Genomic DNA, 19465 nt, shown 5'->3' on the forward strand with positions numbered 1-19465 from the left:
CACTGTACCGCCGAGGTTCAGGACCGTGGCACGAGCGCAAGCGCGGGGTCGGGTGCCAGCCAACGATAGACGAGCAGCCAGAAGGTGAAAAGCCAGCCAACCAGCAGGAGCGTGCCGCCGTAGTCATGGAAGAGAATCGCGGGCAGATAGCCCGCCAGGGCGGCCAGTAAGCAGACCGCCGTGATGCGGGCGATGTTGACCAGCACGGTGCCAAGCACGCCCAGCGCGATCACTTCGACGCGTGTCGACAACGGCATCGGACCACGAAGTCCGACCATCAAGCTCAGGCCAAGCAGGATCAAGCTCTGCCAGCCGACGCAGTTCCATGAAATGAAGAGGGTTTGCGGTGCGCCGCTCGCGTTCCAGACAACGAGCTGATTCCCCGCGGCCCCGGCGTGAATCCCCAACAGGCCGAGCATGACCACCGTGACCCGGACTTCCGCCGGCACGATCCACTGCAACGGCGCCGCGATGCCCAGCTTCATGCCGATGACGGTCAACAGATCGTCAAAGGTCGAGACGAAAGGCAAGACGACCAGCAGGATGGCGGTTAGCGCAAGGAGCATCGCAAAAACTGGCGTCGTCCGAGGTTGCGTCATCGGGCTCTCCGCTTTGCCCACAGCGGCCGCCGGATCAGTTGCGCCGCCGCGAGCGGAAGGAGAAGCGCCAGACCGATAAGGGGACTGCCATGCTCGGGCACGACGATCGCCGGGGTCGCGATCGAGGTTTGCTGGTGGTTGCCGTCGTAGCGGAGGTCGAGACCTCCGTTGGTCACGGTGACGACCGTGATCTGCCAGCAGAGATATGAATTGATCGGAACGGTCACCGCCGGCATGGTCGTCGAGGTATCGGAGTTGCCGTTGTCCAGCACAGCCGTCCACGAGGCAATCGGGGCGATGACGGCACACGAGGCGGTTGCGCTGTAACCAAAGGTCAGGAGGGCAGTCACCTCGCCGTCTCCGTGTCCCGTCGTCCAGTAGGTGAAGATGTAGCTGCCCGCAGGGATGGTCTGCGCGGCGTACGTCGTGGTGGATGCCCAGGTCTGCGTCGCCCCCGGGTTCTCCATCAGGAATTTTGCCGGCGAGCTGCCCGACTGAGTGTTGTCGATGGTGTAGGCGGCGCCCGGATGGTGGAGGTAGTAGATATTGGCCGCGAGCACCGTCGGTGCGGTTGCCGCGCCAACGCCCAGGATGGTCAGCACAAGGATCGGGGCGGCGATGCAGATCAGCCGAAAGGTCCGACCGGCGCGCCGGCCACTCTGGAAGCGTGCCTGGCTGGCAAACGGCCTGGTCTCGGTTTGACGCAGCCAGCGGTTGATGCTCTTCTTCTGCGGCAAGTGCTCGACGCGGTCCGTGACCCGGCCGGTCTTCGGGGTGCGAAACCACCCGCCCTCCTTGCGTTCGAACAGGCCTTTGACCGACGCCCAGGCCTGGAAGGGCACGAGGAGGAAAGACAGTGCGACCGCACCCAGAACGCCCTGGTAGTCGCGGCGCGGGGAGCCCTCCAGTAGCAGCCCACCAAGGTTCATAAGGGGCAGCGCGAAGAGGTTGGAGAAGAGAAGCGACCAACCAAGCAGCGCGGTCCACTCCGGGATGTGCACGTGCAGGACGATCTCCGAGACCAGCCAGGCAGCTGAGCCCAGCATGAAGAGGGCGGACTGCAAGTAGTAGAAGCCGTAATAGATGAACTCGGCCTTTTCCAGCAGACTCAAGTTGCGTGACCGAAGGATGGTGAGGAACCATTTGTTGACGTTGTAGCTGTGACCCTCCGCCCAGCGCATGCGCTGGCGCGCCAGCCGTCCGAATGTCGCGACGCATTCGGCGGGGGTCTCCGCGTAAGGGGTGTAGACGACCTTGTAGCCCTTGGCGTAAAGGCGCAGGGTCAGCTCCCAGTCCTCAGTGAGACTGCGGCCCCATCCCAACTCCCTCAACAATCCCGCCTTGATCATGTAGGCGGTGCCGGCGATCATCTTCATCGAGCCGAGCACCTGCTGGAACGGACGCTCGATCATGTAGCTGCCGGCGTACTCGGTGCGCACGGCCGCCGTCAGCCAGCTCTCGCTCTTGTTCAGGACGTGCCATTGATAACTCTGCACGGCGCCGATCTCGGGGATGAGGCGAGGCCGAGGGTTTCCCTGGCTGTAGAAGTGATAAAGCAGATCCCTGAGGACGTCCGGGAAGGGAACGGCGTCGGCATCGAAGATGGCGACGAATTCCGTTCGGGGGTCCATCGCTTTCAGGGCATACGTGAGTGCGCCGCCTTTGAAGCCATCCCTGGTGTCGCGGTGAATGATGGTGAAGCGATCGACCTGCCGCCAGGCTTCGAGGACCTCCATCGACCCATCCGTCGAGTCGTCGACGAGGATGACTTCGTAGTTGGAATAGTTGAGCTTCGAGCAGGCCTCGAGAAGGCGGCCGATAACCCCCTTTTCGTTGTAGGTTGCGATGTGAATCGAGACAAACGGCTCGTACCCGAGCGGCAGCCACTTGGTGCGATTGCCATTGGAATGCTGACGCGCGACCCAGCCGCGACGCGTGATGCGCGCCAGACCGCTGAGATGTCCCCGCTTTTCCCCGGTGCCGTTGCCGTTATGGCCGGGACCGAAGAAGGCGAGCAGGAGCATGGTCGCCGTGGCCAGGTAATACTTGAGGGAATAGGCAAAGAAGAAGGCGCCCATGCCGAGGGCGACCAGCGCCAGTTCGAGGCCGAGCCAGGTGATGAGGCTCGCGTTGCCCGCCCGCGCGAGGGCGATGCCGGCCGAGGTACCGCGGACGATGGCAAAGATGGGGAGCGCGGCGACGAGGATGGTGACGAAGACGAGCAGTCCAATCAGCACGCTCCATAGCCGTTCGCTCAGCGGCCGAGGGGGCACGGCCTTACGGGAGCCGCTTGAATTGTCGTCTGGATGCGTATTGCGCATAGCGAGGCCCACGCACCCACGCTATTGCGGCCGAATTACGGGGTTGCTAGCACCCGTCCGAAAGTTGCAACCGCCTTGTTACAGACCGTCGACAGGCTCGCTAGCATCGATCTGTTGAAAGCCAAGTCCGGCGGCAAGCTTGCTCGACCTCCAAAGCGAGGAAGACGGTGGACGTCTTTTGTCGCCGACGATGCATTCCCAGGAAGGCAAGCTCGCGCGCTCCACGAGGAGGCGAACCCCTCCCACCGCCTGCGCGTCGAGCACGACGCCTACACGATGCTCATCCATTTGAGCGACGAAGACGGGAGGAGCTGGACGACGATCGCGATGGATCGGGCGACGCGAATCTGCGCCGTCGTTCATGGACACACGCAATCCGACAGCGCGCGCCGCGCCTATGAGTCCCACTACAGGGCTGTCACTCCGTCCGCGCGGAAGAGATCGCGGGATGGCGTCACCTAGACCGCTACCATCTGCCCATGGCGGTCAGACCCTCCGACGTTCTTGGGCGGATGGACTTGGTAATCGCTCTTGCCCAGAGCGAACTCGCTGCTCAGGTAACTCAAGAATCTGGTCTTGACACCAAAGCGACTGGTCTGGCTGGCCTTGCCGGAACAGTCGTCATAGCGGTACTTGCCACCCGGAGCAGCTTTGGACCTGCCTGGTGGGTTCCCTTCGGTGGCTTCCTCTTGGCAACCATCCTCGCTCTCGTTACTCTGTTTACAGATCCCCTCAGCGTTGGTCCTCTTTTCCCCGACTTCTATGACGGAATTAAGACCGACCCGGAGGAGACCGCCAAACGCAAGGCGATTGAAGATTTATCTGCCGACATTGAGAACAACACTCGGCTCTTGAACGTCAAGCGGGCCCTCCTTCAGCGGACCCTGTATCTATACGCGGCTACCTTGGTGATCTCGACAGTAGTACTGCTAGCAACAAGGGGGTAGACTCGTTATATGGCCGTGGACATCAAAGAGAAAGCCGCCACTGAGCCCGCCGTCAAGGTTTCGCCCCTGCCTGATTTGCAACCTTCTGACAGGCCTCAGCTTGTGATTGAGGTTGGCCTAATTCCGCTGCCAGCCGAATTTAAGAAATGGCTGTACCGCAAATTCGGTGGGCCGGCTAAGCGTGGAATTCGGCCAGCCTAGCCCCCGAGCGTCCTCCTAGCCCGTTGCACATCGGTCGGGCGCGACCCGCTTACGGTCTCCTAGCCTTCGCCTAGCTCAGGCGCTCAGTTCCCGCCTCGAGCGGCTGCGAAACGGAGCTTTCCATTCGCCAGACTCCAGTGACCGAAATCCATCTCGAGACGAGCACGTTGCGGCAAGCCATCCGCGGGCTGCGCTTGCGCCCGACTTCGGTGGGCTCGTAGCAGTGGAGAGTGGGAGACGGGACCCTAACCCGCTCGGGAACCAAATAATCTGCGGATCGGGAATCCCGACGGCGCTCCGATTTTGGCAGCCATTCCCTGAGGGCGCCGGACCACGCTAGACCACTGAAACGCAGCTCGTGTCGTCGCGCCGCAACACCTCCAGTCTGAACACCGGTCGGAGCCTTCTGCGGGCCTCAGGCGCGGCGCATGTGTCAGGGGGCCTCGGCGTTGAACGGGGTCATCGACCGGATCGACGGGTTACCAGTCCCATGCTGTCCTCATCTATAGCCGCCGACTGACGATCCGTACACGTACGTATCGCACCAACACAATGAGCAAGAAGAACAGAGCGCTCATGATGAGGCGTTGTCCGAGAGGAGTTGAGCGGGTTCGCTGCCGGTCCAAACGGAGCCGCTGCCTCCGGAGCCGTCGGAGTCGATGTCCCGCCAGGGTCGAAAAGGACGCTCTGACTAGAGAGCAACACCAGCACTTTCCCGTTCGAGAGGCGAACGGCCGGGATCCCGAATGCCGAACCAGCGCTGATCACGCTCGGGCCCGCGCTCCAGCGGTCGGCGGTCGGGTCATAAAACATGGCAACCATCGGACTGGTCGGAGAGTCGCCGAAGGTCCTCGGCTGAGAAGCAGCGCTCGGCCGTCTTTGAGCGCTTCGAGCACTTCAATCACAGTGCTCCTTAAAGGGAGCGGAAGGATTCTGGAGAGCGGGAGACGGGACTCGAACCCGCGACCATGTACTTGGAAGGCACACGCTCTACCAGCTGAGCTACTCCCGCGTGGCGATCGCTATTCTAGCCCGCGAGCCCGCCGCCAACCTTACGGGCGATCGTCGATCCAGGCCTCGCCTTCGGTGTAGACCTCTTTCTTCCAGATCGGCACGGTGTGCTTCAGTTCGTCGATCAGCCACTCGCAGGCGTCGAACGCCTCACCGCGGTGCGATGCCGCTACGGCGATGACCACGCTGACCTCCCCCACTCGCAGCGTGCCGGTCCGATGCACGATGGCGAGGTCTGCGATCGGCCAGCGGCGACGGGCCTCCTCCGCGAGGTCCTCCATCTGCTTCTGCGCCATCGACCCGTAGGCCTCATAGACCAGCGCCCGAACCTGCTTGCCACGCGAATGCTGGCGGACGATGCCCTGGAACAACACGAGCGCTCCGTCAGCGTCGCTGCGGATCCCATCCCCGATCGCTGTGGGATCGAGCGGCTCCTCGCGCAGGGCCACGACGCCGCGCCGCTCGCCGATCGCGCCGCCACTCACCGGAGGGATGACGGCCAGCTCGTCACCGTCCTTGAGTTGGTCATCCCACCCCGCGTACTCCGAGTTGACAGCGCACCGGAAGGAGCGCGGAAGCGGGCCCAGGTCGTAGCGCGTGCTGAGCTGACTCCAGGCGTCGGCCGCGGTCGCCCCCGCAGGCAGCGCCAGATCGACATTGGGCTGCCCGACCAGCTCGCGAGGCTTGGCGAAGAGCACGACCCGCACATTCATGGCGTCATGATATCGCCGCTCGTTTGGGGAACTTCGGAACCAATAGCTTCTCCACTCGCAGTTCGCCTTCGAAAGCCAGCCGGGCCATCGTCCGCTCTGTGCCACCGAACTGCGGACGGGTCGCCGTTCCGGGGTTGATGAAGCGGGTTCGCCCGATCACCTCATCTCGCCATCGATGGGTGTGCCCGTGGATGAGGACGTCGTACCCGGCCGCCCACCGTGCCCGCTGTTTGTCGAGGTTGTGGACCATTCCGACACGCCAGCGCCCGATGGTGCCCTCGATCGTCGTGGGGTACCGCGAGTCGCTGGGCGCATTCCCGTTGACGACCACCACCCGCCCCAACCGGCGCAATCCCTCGAGGACGTCCTCGCTGCCCCAATCCCCGGCGTGCCAGATCTCGTCGACTCCGGCGAATTCCTTGCCGACGAACTCCAGGAGCGCCTCGACGTCGAAGCTCCCCTGCGTGTCAGCGAGCAAGCCGATCTTCATCGAAAGAGGTCGGTCGCCGGATCCCGCAGCAGTGTCTGCACGCGGCCGTCGCCGGCCACCGTCGCACCCCGGATCAGCGCAACCGGGACCCGATCCAGCTTGCCCATCACCAACTCAGCCGCCGAGGCGATCTCATCGACAACCGCTAGCTCCGTGCCCTGTAATTCATACCCGTCCGGGTCCTTGAGGCCCCGGTAATCGCGCAATGCCACCACACCGGCCGCACCGATCGCCACGTTGACCTGCCCTTCCCGCCAGGGCCGGCCGAAGCTGTCGGAGATCACCACACCGACCGAGACTCCAGATAGGGCGCGAAACGTCTCCCGCAATCGGCGAGCCGACTCATCGGGGTGCTCGGGTAGCAAGACCACGATCTCCTTGCCCCCCGTGTTCGATCGGTCGACACCGCTGTTGGCACAGATAAAGCCGTGCCGCGTTTCCGTGATCAGCACCCGGGGCGCCTCGCGAACGACCCGTACCGACTCAGAAAGTATGACCTCTACATGGCGCGGGTCGAAGCCGATTCGCTGGCCGATCTCCGTCGCCCGCGCGGAGGGGTGCACCCGGTCGAGCTGCACCAACCGCCCCTCGGCCTTCGAGACCACCTTCTGCGTGATGACGACAAGATCCCCCGCCTCGAGGGACATGCCGAGCCGCCCGAGGCCGTCCATGATGAGCTCCGGCAGCGCAGCGCCCTTGACGATCTCCGGGAGGCCGGCGACGGGATAGATCGAGACCGCACTCAAGCGCGCGGCGGCAGACCGGCGAGGGCCCGGTCGGCGACGTCGAGCTCTTCCAGCAGGCGCCGCGTAGCGGTATCACGCGGCAGCCGAAGGAAGGCGACGACGTCGTCGGGCCGGTCGAGATCGTATCGGAGGCCCTCCACTTCTTTAACTTCGAAGCTGCGGTTGGCACGCCGCGCTTCGTCGTGGTGCAGGCTGAAGCTATCCTCCCCGAAGCGGAGCGTGATGGCGTGGGGCGGCACCAGCCGCAGCCCATTGGTCCCAAGGCGCTCGCGATCGGGTGCCAGCAGCACCTCGATTTCCGGGCGGTATTCCGCCATCCCCGCCAGTTCTTCAGACGTCACGGCCGGCACATCGCCCGGGATAGTGAGCGCGGCTGTGTAGCCCCGCTCCCAGGCGGCCGCGAACCCCTGCCGGACGGCGGCACTCTGACCCTGGGCGACCCGATCCGTCAGAGGTTCGAGGCCGAAGCGACGGGCCTCTTCCAGGATTTCGGGGTCGTCGGAAACAACGAACCGCCCGTAGCTGGTGAGCGCCGCAACCGCGGTGAAGACCTCACGAGCCATCACCAGCGCAAGCCGCTCGCGTTCGTCTTCATTCAAGACAGGCTCGAGCCGGTGCTTCGCGCGGCGCGGTGATTTGACGGGCACGACGATGGCGAGCGTCATGCGGCAGCCGGTTCGTGCAGCAGATCCAGGGCCGCGGAGGCGACCTCGCGAGCCGAATCGAGGTCGTCGAGCATGGTCGGACGCACGCTGATTCGGTAGCCGAGGTCCGCGATCGCCGGCGCTAGTGCCGCGTCGGCCGTGTCTAGGACGAAGCCGGCGGCGAGGTCCTGGTAGCGCTCCGCCACGCCGAGCGCGTCCGGCCGTCCTCCTTCGGCGCGCATCAACTCGACGGTCGGGCCCTTGACCGCGCGGCCGCCGATCAGTGGCGAGACGGCGACGGTCCGGCCGCGCGCGGCGCAGAGCAGGGCCCGCATCCCGGGCACCCGCAGAATCGGTCCGATGCTGATGCTCGGATTGCTGGGTGCGATCAGCACCAGGCGAGCCGCATCGAGCGCCTGGGCAATCCCGGGCGCAGGGCTCGCCTCCTCGAGCCCAGTCCAGTAGATCTCCTGGACGGTCGGGCGACAGCGTTCTCGCACGAAGTACTCCTGGAAATGCAGGTCGCCGCCATCGGTCTTGAGGCGCGTCTCAACCGGCGCGTCGCTCATCGGAAGGATCCGGCTACGGACGCCGAGTCGCTCCGCGATTTCCGCCGTCACGCGATGGAGCGGGACGCCGTCGGCCAGTCGCCCGGTCCGATACAGATGGGTCGCCAGGTCGCGGTCGCCGAGTTGGAACCACGACCGGTCCGTCAGCTGGGCGAGGGCTTCCTGGGCGGTAAACGTGTCGCCTTGGAGTCCCCAACCACGCGACTCATCTGCCACGCCGGCAAGCCAGTAGGTGACCGTGTCGAGATCGGGGGCGATGTAGAGCCCGTGCCACCACATGTCGTCGCCGGTGTTCCCGATCACGAAGATCTCCTCCGGCGGCACCACCCGAACGAGGCCTCGTAGGAATCGCGCCGCGCCGACGCCGCCCGCCAGGACGACGACGGGCCTCGCACTCATTCAAGCATCATAGGAAACGATGTCGCTTTTCCAGGCCCTCGTATTGGCATTGCTCCAGGGCGTCACCGAGTTATTCCCGGTGAGCAGCCTCGGACATACCGTGATCCTGCCCAAGCTGCTGGGTTGGAATATTAACCAGGCGGATCCAACCTTCCTGGCGTTTGTGGTCCTGCTCCACGTCGGGACCGCCATCGCCCTGGCGATCTATTTCTGGCGCGACTGGCTGGCCATCATCCGGGCGGTGTTCCGCAGCGTGATCGACGGACGGATGCACGGCACGGCCGACGAAAAACTCGGCTGGCGGCTGATCGCGGGTACGATCCCGGCCGGGCTCGTCGGCGTCCTGCTCCAAAAGCAGGTGCAGAGCCTGTTTGCCAACCCGCGTGCGGCGGCCGGCTTCTTGATCGTGAACGGCGCCATCATGTTCGTGGGCGAGCGCATTCGCCGGCGCGCCGTCGCGTTCGATGACGGGCGGACGCAGCTCGACGCCCTCCCGGTGCGTACCGCGGTCGGCATCGGCTCGGCGCAGATCCTGGCGCTGCTGCCCGGCATCTCCCGCTCCGGGAGCACGATGGTGGCCGGCCTGCTCGCTAACCTGACGCACGAGGCCGCCGCCCGCTTCGCATTCCTGCTCGCGACGCCCATCATTTTGGGCGCCGGCGTTCTCAAAATCCCGGACCTTTTCACCCCGGTCGCTTTGCCACATCTCCCCGTCTACCTGACCGGAGGCGTGGTGGCCGGCGTTGCGGCGTTCCTGAGCGTCGCCTACCTCATGCGATACTTTCGGGTGGGACGGCTTGATCCATTTGCCTACTATTGCGCGGCGTTCGGGATCGTTTCCCTGATCCTGCTGAGCCGCTGACCTTCAGGAGGACTCATGCAAGACAACGCGCTGCAGAACAATCCGCTTGCCTTCTTCGCCGGTCTCGTGCTCTTCTTTGCCGGCCTCCTGGTCGCACTCTTCTACCTCGTCGTCCGCACCGCCACCGAGAGCACCATCCTGCCCGGACAACATTTCCGGCTCAAGCATTTCATTCTGGCGCTGGTCGTCGCGGCGGCCGGCGTCGTACTCGCCTCCTTCGCCCGTCCGCGCCGCGCCGCCCTCTCCGAGCGGACCCCTTTCAACCGCTAAGGCGGAGAATTAGCCCATGGCGCAGATCGGCTATGCGGCCATGCTGGAGCAGTTTCATCCGCGCGAGCTGATCGGTTTCTGCGAGAAGGCGGAAGCCGCCGGGTTCTCGGGCGTGATGGCGGCGGATCACGTCCAGCCCTGGACCCCGCAGCAGGGCAACGCCGCCTTCGTCTGGGCGTTCATGGCAGCGGCCGCCGAGCACACGCGTGGTGACATCGGCCCGGGGGTGACCTGTCCGTCGTTCCGCACGCATCCGGCGATCATCGCCCAGGCCGCGGCCACCATGAGCGCCATGTACCCTGGCCGTTTCTGGCTCGGCCTCGGATCCGGCGAGGCGCTCAACGAGCACATCGTCGCCGGCTACTGGCCTGAGGTCGCCGAGCGCATCAACCGGATGTTCGAATCGATCGAGATCATCAGGAAACTCTTCACCGGGAAGGACGTCAAGCACACGGGCGAGTACTACAAGATGGAGACGATGCGGCTCTGGACCATGCCGGAGCAACCTCCGCCCATCTACATCGCCACCGCCGGGCTCGTGACGGCCGAAAGGACCGGGCGGTTCTGCGACGGCCTGATCACCGTGGGCGCGCCGGAGGAAAAGATTGGAGGCGTCTTCGAGCGCTTCGAGAAGGGGTGTATGGAGGCCGGGAAAGATCCGTCGACGCTGCCCAGGATCCTCCAGCTCCATCTCTCCTGGGCGCGCACGGACGAGGAAGCGATGCGCAACGCGCTGACGGAGTGGCCGAACGGCGGGATGAAATTCCCCAAGGCCGACATCCGCTCGCCGAACGACTTCGCGCAAATGGCCAAGCTCGTTCGGCCCGAAGACTTCGAGGGCCGCATGCTCATCTCCGCCGATCCGGACGCGCACTGTCGCGAGATCCAGAGGTTCATCGACCTCGGCTTTGACCGCGTCTACCTGCACAATGTTGGCCGCAACCAGCTCGAGTGGATTGACGTCTTCGGCAAGCAGGTCCTCCCCAAGCTCCACTAAGGCCGGGCTGCCTCGCCCGGCGGCCATCGCCACGGCTATCGACGTGGAGCTTCGCCGCCATCGCAATCCCGCGCGCGCCCCGGCGGAGAAGGCCTACCTGAAGAGTGATCTCGAGTTCCTCGGCGTTGGACTGCCGGCGATGCGGCAAATCGTTCGGGGGGTCAAGCGGCGGCATGGCGGGCTCGATCGCCAGCGTCTGGTGGCGCTGATCAGCATCCTCTGGAAAACGCCCGTCTTCGAGCGGCGGATGGTGGCCGTCCTCCTCCTGGAAGCGTTCGAGCCGCTTCTTCAGCCCGTCGATATCGCGCTGCTCGAGCGGTTGATCCGCCAGTCGAAGACGTGGGCCTTTGTCGATGAGCTAGCCATCGTCATTACCGGTCCGCTGGTGGAGCGTTCGCCCGAACTGCGGCGAGTGCTCGACCGCTGGGCGCGCGAGGACGACTTCTGGATACGCCGCTCCGCGATGCTGGCGCTGCTCCGGCCCTTGCGACGCGGCAAGGGTGACTTTCAGCGTTTCGCGCGCTACGCCGACCGGATGCTCGAGGAGCGGGAGTTCTTCATCCGCAAATCGATCGGCTGGGTGCTGCGCGAGACCGGCAAGCCGCAGCCGGATACGGTCTATGCCTGGCTGCTACCGCGCGCCGCCCGCGCCTCTGGTGTCACCGTCCGCGAGGCCGTGAAGTACCTTTCTTCGGCGCAGCGCGCCGCGGTGCTCGCTGCCCATCAGTCGGCAAAGCACCCGGGACGAGCTTCCGGCCGCGGACCTCGATGAAGGCTGGGAACAGGGTATCGAGATGGGCATCGGAGCCAGGCTCCGTCTCGTCGTCGTCATCGCCGGGGGAGAACTCCCAGATCCCGTCCACCACCATTCCCGCGGCGGCCATCCCGTTGACGATGGTCTCGAAGCGATGCCCGAACTCGATGGTCGGCGCGACCAGCTTCTTGTTACCCAGGGTCCAAGTCATTCCCCACTCATCGGTGTACGGCACCGCCTTGTCTTCGAAATAGGTGATCTTCGGGCTCCAGCCCCCGTCCTTGTAGCTGCCGTACAGTCGGAGCGTCGTGGGGTGCATGGTCGACAAGAGGTAGGTGCCACCCGGCGCCATCACCCGACCGACCTCCTTGAGCACGCGAACCGCGTCATCGACGAAGACCAGCGAGTGGCAATGCCAGACGAGGTCAAACGACGCATCCTTGAACACGGAGAGGTCTTTCATATTGCCGCGGACCAGCCGGATCTTGACGCGCTGCCGCGCCGCCAGCTCTCGCACGGTCTTGAGCTGGGTCGGCGAGATGTCGAAGACGGTCGTTTCGGCCCCCAGCTTGGCGAAGATGACGGGGTCCCAGCCACCGCCCGCCGCTAGCCCGAGGACGCGAGCGCCTGCCAATCGCACTCCCTTTAGGCGCCCACGCGGATCCATGAATCGCCGCATGCCCGCCCGGGTCTTGGGCGGCCGGCCGAAGGGGCGGGTGTAGTTCATAGCGGCCTTTGCCAGCCGCTCCCACATGTCCTTGTTGTGCTCGGCGATCCGATCCTTCACCGAATCGGGATCGTACCGAATCGCTCGATGTCACCGTACCTAGACTGAGCGACGGTGAACAACATCGACGTCGTGACGGGCGCCTTCAGCTACAGCGGTCGGTTCATTGCCGCGCAGTTGCTGGAGCGCGGTCGGGCTCTGCGGACCCTCACCAACCATCCGAAGCCCGATGATCCGCTGGCGCCACGGATTCCGACGTATCCGCTGAATTTCGAGGACCCTGATGCCCTCGTTACCGCGCTGAAGGGCACCGACACCCTCTACAACACGTACTGGGTGCGCGCGCCGCACGGCAGCGTGACTCACGGCGCCGCGGTTGAGAACACCAAGCGGTTAATCGAGTCGGCTCGACGAGCCGGCGTGCGTCGAATCGTCCAGACCAGCATTGCCAACCCGACCGCCTCGACCACCAGCTACTACCGGGGCAAGGCGGCGCTCGAGGACGCGGTGCGGTCCTCGGGACTGTCGTATGCCATCGTGCGGCCGACGCTTCTGTTTGGCGAAGGGGACGTTCTGATCAACAACATCGCTTGGCTGCTGCGGCATCTCCCTGTCTTTGGGATTCCTGGTGACGGCCGTTACCGACTCCAGCCGATGCACGTCAAGGACCACGCGGGTCTGCTCGTCGAGGTTGGCTCACAACAGGCGGATGTTGTCGTCGACTCGGCCGGACCAGACATCTTCACCTTTGACGAACTGGTTCGTCTCCTTCGCCGGGCGATGAAGCTCGACACGCTCCTCCTGCACCTGCCGCCAGTCGTGGCCATGGCCGGTGCAACGGTGGCAGGCCGGCTGGTCGGCGACATGCTGCTCACGCGTGACGAGCTCGACGACCTGATGCACGACATCCTGGTTTCGCGCGAGCCGCCGCGCGGGACGACGCGCCTCACCGATTGGCTGCGATTGCACCGTCACGAAGTCGGACGCCGGTATGCGTCCGAAATGGATCGGCACTACCCGCGACCCGGACCCGTCCTGGGAGATTCCGTCCGCTGAAGGCCCGATCCGGAATTGATCAGTGGCTGGCTTTGCGCTTGCGGTCGACGTAGTCGAGCAATACGTAATCGCCCAAACGGTCGGCGCTGGCGAAGAAGGCCCGGCCGCCGTTCATGCGGGTCATCTGCTTGACGAACGACACCAGATGATAGTCGTTGTCGAGCATGAAGGTATTGATCACGATGTGTTCACGCGTACAGCGCTGCACCTCGAGCAACGTCTTCTGAAACGTTTCCGGTAGGGGCGGATAGAAGAAGACCGCGTGCTGGCCTTCCATGTGCGCCGTCGGTTCGCCGTCGGTGACGATGATGACCTGCTTGTTGCCGGTCTTGTGCCGGTTCAGGAACTGACGGGCCAGCATCAGGCCGTGCTGGATGTTGGTCCCGTAGATCGACTCGTTGTAGGTCAGCTCCGCAAGCTGGTGGGACTTGACCGGCCGGGCGTAGTCACTGAAGGCGATCACCTGCAGGTAGTCGCGAGGAAACTGACTGCGGATCAGGGCATCGAGGGCGAGGGCGACCTTCTTGGCAGCATAGAAGTAGCCGCGCAAGGGCATCGACCGGCTCATGTCGATCATCAACACCGTTGCCGACTGAGCGCTGAACTCTGATCGGAAGACCTCGAAGTCGTCGGTCTTGAGCTGGATCGGCTGCTGCGGCCCCTCGCGCCGCAGCGCGTTCATCAGCGTCTGCTCGACGTGCAGGTTGAAGGCGTCACCGAACTCGTAGACCTTCGTCTCGTCCGAGCGCTCCGAGCCGAGCCCGCGGACGCTGATCGGGTGGTCGCCGAAGCGATCGCGCTTCAGCCGCGTGTACAGGTCGCGCAGGGCCTTCTGACCGATGCGACGCATGCCCCGCGGCGTCAGCTCCATGCCGCGCTTGCCGCGCTGGACATAACCCTTCTTCTCCAGCTGCGCGGCGAGCTCGCTCATCTGGTCCGCGGCCTGACGGGCGTCGGGCCCCAGGAGTTGCTGAAGCTGCTGAGACTGCTCAGGTGTCAGCTGCCGGCCCTGGTATCCCTCGCGCAGTGCCGCCTCCAGGTCCTCGATGCCCTGCAGCCGCTCCATCAACGAGAGCGCCTCCTGCAGCGGAAGCGACTCCGAGCCGTAGAACGCGTAGCGGCTGCCGAGCCCTGGGCGGGGTGAGAGCAACTCGAGCTGGGCGGCGAGCTCGGCCATCTGTTCCTGTAGCTCGGGGTCGTTCAGGGTCGAGGCTAGCAAGTCCTGCATCTGCCGCTGCATCTCCGGCGACAGCGACTGCATGAGCGACTCCATCTGCGCCATCTGCCGCTCGAGATGCTGGATCAGCTCATCGAGCGTTTTCGGCGGGTCCGGGCCGAAGAAGTGGCCGAAGCGCGCCATAAACTGCTCGAACTTGGGCGGCTTTCCCTCCAGCCGATCGCGCAGCATCTGGTTGAGCGCTTTCATCATCTCTTTGATCTCGCCCAGGTGTTCGGGACGCAACTGCTGCATGGTGCGCGTCATGTTCTTGAAGTAGGTCTGCGAAACCTGTTGCTTGAGCTCCTCCATGAGCTTCTGGAAGGCCTGCGAGGCACCTTCGTCCATGAACTCGTAGTCGTTGAGCTGGCGGATCATGCCACCCACGTCTTCCGGCAGTTGATCCAGTTCCTGCAGCTTCTTCTTCGTGATCTTCTGCAGCACGCGCTTGGCGCTCTCCGGTGCCTGCTCAAGGCGGTCGTTGATGCCCTGCCGCTCGCGCCGAAGGATGTCGTTCAGCTTTTCTCGAATGTTGCCGAAGACATCGTTGAGGTTGTAGCGCTTCAACTGTTGTAGGCGCTTCTGACGCAGCCGCTCCAGCATCTCCTCGAAACCCGGAAGCCGGCGCCCCTGCTTGTCCCGCCAGCCGCGGCTCATCAATCGGTGGAGCGCGTAATCGAAGTCGCCGCCCTGGAACAGGTCCTCGGCGAGCCGGTCGAACAGGTCCTCGGCGTCGCGACCGAACGGCTCCTGGGACCCATCCCAGCGCTCGTAGCGGTTCGAGCGGGAGATCATCTAGCCGGCGTAGATCGCCGCTCCGTCCATTTCCGTCTTGTTAATCCGCTTGCTCAAGTGCAGCCCCTCGAGGACGAACTCCATCCCCGAGGCCGCGAGCGCGGGCCGCTTGTCCAATCCGAGACTCTTCAGCGCCTTCTCCATCCCGGGCAGCTCGCGCAGCATGGTCGCGTAGCGCTCCGCGGCCTGCCCTTCGGAAACCTCGAAGGTGAGGCCGGCGTCGAAGCGCTGCACGAGCTCGTTGAACTGACTGGCTTCGAAGTGCCGCCGGAAGACGTTGAGCACCGCGGTCTTGATGATCTTCTCCAGCACCGTCTGGTCGTCGCCCTCTTCCCAGGTTTCCATCTCCAGCTTGCCGGCGCTGGAGGGAATGATCGCGGGCAGGTCGGTGATGCGCGGCACCGCCTCCGTCTCGCCCGTCCGCAGCGCACGCCGCGAGGCGTTTGACGCCAGGTTCTCGTAATTCGTGATCGAGATGCGGACGCTGACACCGGAGCGCTGGTTGATCTTGGGGCTGCGACGCGCCAGCTGGGTCACCTCGGCCACGATCTCCTTCATGAAGTCCGGCATCACCACCGAGAGCTCGCGATCCTGGAACGATGTGCGCTCCTGCTCCACGATGCGAATTTCGTCCTCGACATTACGCGGGTAGTGCGTCCGGATCTGCGCGCCGAAACGGTCCTTCAGCGGCGTGATGATGCGCCCGCGGTTGGTGTAGTCCTCGGGATTCGCGCTGGCCACCACGTAGACATCGATCGGCAGCCGCAGCTTGAATCCGCGGATCTGCACATCGCGCTCCTCGATCAGGTTGAGCAAGCCGACCTGGATCCGCTCGGCGAGGTCGGGGAGCTCGTTGATCGCGAAGATACCGCGATTGGTGCGCGGGACCAGTCCGTAATGGATGGTGAGCTCGTCGGCCAGGTACTTGCCCTCGGCGACCCGGATCGGGTCGACTTCGCCGATCAAGTCGGCAATCGAGGTGTCGGGAGTCGCCAGCTTCTCGCTGTAGCGCTGGTCCGGACCGATCCAGCGGACCGTCACCCGATCGCCCTGGGCGGCCACGCGGTCACGGCAGGCGCGACAGATGGGAGCGTACGGGTTGTCGTTGATCTCACAGCCCTCGATCACCGGGACCTGCTCATCCAGCAGCGCGATCAGCGATCGGATCAGACGGCTCTTTGCCTGGCCGCGCTCACCGAGGAAGACGATGTCCTGGCCGGAGAGGATCGCGTTTTCCACCTGCGGAATGACCGATCCCTCGAAGCCGATGATGCCGGGGAACAGCTCCTCGTTGGCCTTGATCTTGCGCACCAGGTTTTTGCGCATCTCCTCCTTGACGGGAAGGACGCGGTACTCGCTCTGTCGCAACTGGGCGATGGTCGTGGGATGCTCCAATGGAAACCTCTTAGGAATGGTGGTGACGCCGCTTCGATTCTACGGGGCCGCTGTGCGTTCAGCTGGATTCAAATCCGCTTCGTCTCAGTGCGAGCGCGCGGGAACACCCAACTGGTCCTCGACAACCGGTGCGAACGCGGGGAGTCGCGCCGCCAGGGCCCGGAGGAGCCCAAAACATCCAGCGAGCATCATGTCGCCATGCGGCACGGCGAGGTGCGGACTGAGCCGCGAGCCGTCGAGCAGACCGCGGCGCGGTCCGGTAACGGCTAGCCGCTGCGGCGGTGATGCGTTGACGCCGAGCTCCAGCGCCCCATGTCCCATGTCGTCGAACACCTGGTCGTTGGAGAGAGATCCGGCGGCGAGCGCGTCGAGGTACTGCTCCAGCTTCGGCCGGGTTAGCTCGCCGGTGTGATGCTCGAACAGACCGGCGATGCGCCGTTCGTGCAGCAGCGCGGCGATGGTGTGGAAGTTCCCCAGGTTGAGCACCAGGACGGGATCCGACGTCGCCACGACGGCATCGTCGAGCGCGCCAAGTATCGCCGCCGGCCCGGTGTCCATCAGGAACAGGGGTTCGGGACCTGACCAGTTGCGGGCGACGGCCTGCATGCGGGTCATCCGCGCCGTGATCTCCGCGGCCAGAAAGCCGAAGCCCTCCAGGCCGACGCCACGCTCGACCTGACCTCGCAAGTAGTCGAAGCGAAATCGGCGGTCGCTGACGCCCGGTGGAGCCGCGCCGTGGTCGAAGACCGCCACGGCGACCGCATCGAAGACGGTGCTGACGCCGAATGCCCGCAGCGCCTCCATCAACTCCGCGAGATAGAAGTCACGCAGCTCGAGCCGGCGCGTCCCGTTCGTGGCGGCCGGCGAGTCGACAATCCGGATGCCCATCGCCGTCACGCGGTCCAGGTCGTCGTCGAAGGTCCGGGCAGCGTCCGGGGTGGCGTAGACCTTGAGCCCCGCCTCGAGGTGCGCCTCCACCGCCCAGTGGTCGGGGCCGCCACCCATGGTGACGCCGGTCAAGAGAAGGTCGACGCGGTCCTGCGTCGCCTGCTTCACCCGCTCGGCCAGCAGCGCCGTCGGCGACGGCATGATCAACTGGACGGCGTTTTCGATCACGCTGCCGCCCTCCAGGATCAGGATGTCCTGAGTGCCGGTACCGACGTCGATCGCCAGGATTCGCGGGCGCCTCACTGACGCCTCCCCGGTCCGTCCAAAGCAAGCTCGGATCTCACTTTCCGTTCATTCGGTAGCCCATGCCGATTCCGCATAGCCTGGTCTGCCCCAAATGCCACGGACCGTTAACTACTGACGCGGAGCTCGAACTTCGTTGCGTTCGGGATGGGATCCGGTATCCGCTGGTTGATGGCATCCCGTCCTTCATCATCCCCGGCGCCGACGCGGTTGCGCTACCGGGATGCGCCCTGAGCCTGGTCCTCCCGGCGCTGAACGAAGGGGAAAACCTTGACCGGGTCCTCCCCGAGCTGAAGAAGGCCCTGGTGGCCCTGGGGCCGACGTTCGAGATCATCGTGGTCGATGGCGGCTCAAACGACAACACGCAAGAGATGGTACGCAAGCACGGGGTGCGGATGGTCAGCCAGAGGCTCCCCGGATTCGGCGGAGCCTACCGGGCCGGCTTCGAGCAGGCGCGCGGCGAGTACGTCATCACGCTCGACGCGGATGGGTCGCATGATCCCGCGTTCCTCAAAGACCTGTGGGCCGCGCGCACCAAGGGCGATGTGGTGATCGCCTCCCGGTACGTGGAGGGTGGCGCTGCGGAAATGCCGGTCACCCGGCGCGTGATGAGCCGGATCCTGAACATCACCTTTGGTCGCGGACTCTCGTTGCCGGTCCACGATCTTTCCAGTGGCTACCGCCTGTACCGCAGCGCGATCCTGCGGGAACTCGAGCTGAAGGCGACCGACTTCGATGTCCTCGAGGAAATCCTGATTCGCGCGCTGGCGGCGGGCTACCGCGTCCATGAAGTCCCCTTCCGATACCGGGCACGGGTCGCCGGCCAGAGTCACGCCCGGCTCTTGCGGTTCGCCGTCTCCTATCTGCGAACCTTCGTGGCGATGTGGCGACTGCGCAACTCGATCGCATCATCGGACTACGACGGGCGCGCCTATGACAGCATCATCCCGCTGCAGCGCTACTGGCAGCGGGGGCGGTACCAGGCCGTCACGCGACTGGCGAGCGGCTACCGCCGGGTCCTCGATGTTGGCTGTGGATCGAGCCGCATCATCGGCGCCATTCCTGGCATGGTCGGCCTCGATATCCAGCTTCATAAGTTGCGCTACGCGCGGCGCTACGGCAACACGCTCGTCCACGGCTCCATCTTCGAGCTGCCCTTCGCCGATGGAAGTTTCGATTGCGTCATTTGCTCCGAGGTCATCGAACACATCCCCGCGCAGGAGAAGCCCTTCGATGAGCTGTCGCGGGTCCTCACGACCGGCGGCCGGCTCATCCTCGGCACACCCGATTACGACCGCTGGCGATGGCGGGCGCTGGAGTGGCTCTACGGACGCCTCTCACCCGGCGGCTATGCGGACGAGCACATCACGCACTACACCCAGGCGAATCTCGGCCCCTATCTCCAGGGAAAGGGCTTCGAGATCGAGGGCGTCGAGTACGTCGGCGGTTCGGAGATGATCTTCAGCCTGAAAAAGCTCGCTCCGATGGTCTCGCCGGTTTCCGCCCGCCCGGTGCGGACGGCGCTTCGCGCCGAGCGCTCAGTACCGGCAGCGTAAAAGGTC

At 64.7% G+C, this 19465-nt stretch carries 18 protein-coding genes and 1 tRNA gene; 7 read left to right on the plus strand and 12 right to left on the minus strand.

Features of this window, described 5'->3' with window-relative positions; genetic code table 11:
* Positions 1 to 17 precede the first annotated feature (17 nt).
* Together VHK65_11305 and VHK65_11310 are read right to left on the minus strand one after the other, a co-directional pair.
* Positions 18 to 599, minus strand: a complete 582-nt coding sequence (locus tag VHK65_11305; protein ID HVS06735.1) for an exosortase/archaeosortase family protein — start codon at positions 597 to 599, stop codon at positions 18 to 20.
* A complete protein-coding gene (locus tag VHK65_11310) occupies positions 596 to 2872 on the minus strand; it encodes a glycosyltransferase (GenBank protein ID HVS06736.1) in 2277 nt (758 codons plus the stop codon). Before VHK65_11310 ends, VHK65_11305 begins: the two co-directional genes overlap by 4 nt.
* A gap of 527 nt (positions 2873 to 3399) precedes the next feature.
* Here VHK65_11310 and VHK65_11315 point away from each other — a divergent pair.
* Positions 3400 to 3867, plus strand: coding sequence for a hypothetical protein (locus VHK65_11315; protein HVS06737.1), 468 nt, complete (start codon positions 3400 to 3402; stop codon positions 3865 to 3867).
* 1140 nt (positions 3868 to 5007) lie between these two features.
* Here VHK65_11315 and VHK65_11320 read toward each other — a convergent pair.
* The 6 genes from VHK65_11320 to cofD all read right to left on the minus strand — a co-directional run bounded on the left by VHK65_11320 (position 5008) and on the right by cofD (position 8640).
* A tRNA-Gly gene (locus tag VHK65_11320) sits at positions 5008 to 5080 on the minus strand.
* 40 nt (positions 5081 to 5120) lie between these two features.
* Positions 5121 to 5792, minus strand: a complete 672-nt coding sequence (locus VHK65_11325; protein ID HVS06738.1) for a molybdenum cofactor biosynthesis protein MoaE — start codon at positions 5790 to 5792, stop codon at positions 5121 to 5123.
* A 4-nt stretch (positions 5793 to 5796) separates the two neighbouring features.
* A complete protein-coding gene (locus tag VHK65_11330; GenBank protein HVS06739.1) occupies positions 5797 to 6282 on the minus strand; it encodes a metallophosphoesterase family protein in 486 nt (161 codons plus the stop codon).
* Positions 6279 to 7028: a coenzyme F420-0:L-glutamate ligase gene (gene cofE, locus VHK65_11335; protein HVS06740.1), complete on the minus strand. Its 750-nt coding sequence runs from the start codon at positions 7026 to 7028 to the stop codon at positions 6279 to 6281. Before cofE ends, VHK65_11330 begins: the two co-directional genes overlap by 4 nt.
* Positions 7025 to 7693 carry a 2-phospho-L-lactate guanylyltransferase gene (gene cofC, locus VHK65_11340; protein HVS06741.1) on the minus strand — a complete coding sequence of 223 codons (669 nt, stop codon included), beginning with the start codon at positions 7691 to 7693 and terminating at the stop codon, positions 7025 to 7027. Before cofC ends, cofE begins: the two co-directional genes overlap by 4 nt.
* On the minus strand, positions 7690 to 8640 hold the full coding sequence (cofD, locus tag VHK65_11345) for a 2-phospho-L-lactate transferase (GenBank protein HVS06742.1): 951 nt from the start codon (positions 8638 to 8640) through the stop codon (positions 7690 to 7692). Before cofD ends, cofC begins: the two co-directional genes overlap by 4 nt.
* Positions 8641 to 8659: 19 nt before the next feature.
* Between cofD and VHK65_11350 the strand changes: the two genes are divergently transcribed.
* Genes VHK65_11350 through VHK65_11365 form a run of 4 tightly spaced genes read left to right on the plus strand, consistent with a single transcriptional unit; the run spans position 8660 to position 11541 of the window.
* Complete coding sequence (locus VHK65_11350) at positions 8660 to 9502, plus strand: undecaprenyl-diphosphate phosphatase (protein HVS06743.1); 843 nt, start codon at positions 8660 to 8662, stop codon at positions 9500 to 9502.
* 15 nt (positions 9503 to 9517) lie between these two features.
* Positions 9518 to 9772 carry a hypothetical protein gene (locus VHK65_11355; GenBank protein HVS06744.1) on the plus strand — a complete coding sequence of 85 codons (255 nt, stop codon included), beginning with the start codon at positions 9518 to 9520 and terminating at the stop codon, positions 9770 to 9772.
* A gap of 16 nt (positions 9773 to 9788) precedes the next feature.
* Positions 9789 to 10769 carry a TIGR03557 family F420-dependent LLM class oxidoreductase gene (locus VHK65_11360; protein ID HVS06745.1) on the plus strand — a complete coding sequence of 327 codons (981 nt, stop codon included), beginning with the start codon at positions 9789 to 9791 and terminating at the stop codon, positions 10767 to 10769.
* 43 nt (positions 10770 to 10812) lie between these two features.
* Positions 10813 to 11541, plus strand: coding sequence for a DNA alkylation repair protein (locus VHK65_11365; protein HVS06746.1), 729 nt, complete (start codon positions 10813 to 10815; stop codon positions 11539 to 11541).
* Here the strand turns inward: VHK65_11365 and VHK65_11370 are convergent.
* Entirely contained in the window at positions 11429 to 12310 is an 882-nt protein-coding gene (locus tag VHK65_11370) for a class I SAM-dependent methyltransferase (protein ID HVS06747.1), read from the minus strand. The genes VHK65_11365 and VHK65_11370 overlap by 113 nt on opposite strands.
* A 54-nt stretch (positions 12311 to 12364) precedes the next feature.
* Between VHK65_11370 and VHK65_11375 the strand changes: the two genes are divergently transcribed.
* A complete protein-coding gene (locus VHK65_11375; protein ID HVS06748.1) occupies positions 12365 to 13306 on the plus strand; it encodes an NAD(P)H-binding protein in 942 nt (313 codons plus the stop codon).
* Positions 13307 to 13325: 19 nt separating this feature from the next.
* On the opposite strand, the gene VHK65_11380 is transcribed toward VHK65_11375, so the two are convergent.
* From VHK65_11380 to VHK65_11390, 3 genes are all read right to left on the minus strand, one after another.
* A complete protein-coding gene (locus VHK65_11380) occupies positions 13326 to 15317 on the minus strand; it encodes a VWA domain-containing protein (protein ID HVS06749.1) in 1992 nt (663 codons plus the stop codon).
* On the minus strand, positions 15318 to 16712 hold the full coding sequence (locus tag VHK65_11385; protein ID HVS06750.1) for a magnesium chelatase: 1395 nt from the start codon (positions 16710 to 16712) through the stop codon (positions 15318 to 15320).
* Between the two features lie 84 nt (positions 16713 to 16796).
* The gene (locus tag VHK65_11390) at positions 16797 to 17903 is read right to left on the minus strand and encodes a DUF1786 domain-containing protein (GenBank protein ID HVS06751.1); all 1107 of its coding nucleotides are present in this window, start codon (positions 17901 to 17903) and stop codon (positions 16797 to 16799) included.
* A gap of 62 nt (positions 17904 to 17965) precedes the next feature.
* On the opposite strand from VHK65_11390, the gene VHK65_11395 reads away from it, so the two are divergent.
* On the plus strand, positions 17966 to 19459 hold the full coding sequence (locus tag VHK65_11395; protein ID HVS06752.1) for a glycosyltransferase: 1494 nt from the start codon (positions 17966 to 17968) through the stop codon (positions 19457 to 19459).
* Positions 19460 to 19465 lie beyond the last annotated feature (6 nt).

The sequence above is a fragment of the Candidatus Dormiibacterota bacterium genome (genome assembly GCA_035544955.1).
In the GTDB taxonomy this organism is placed as follows: domain Bacteria; phylum Chloroflexota; class Dormibacteria; order CF-121; family CF-121; genus CF-13.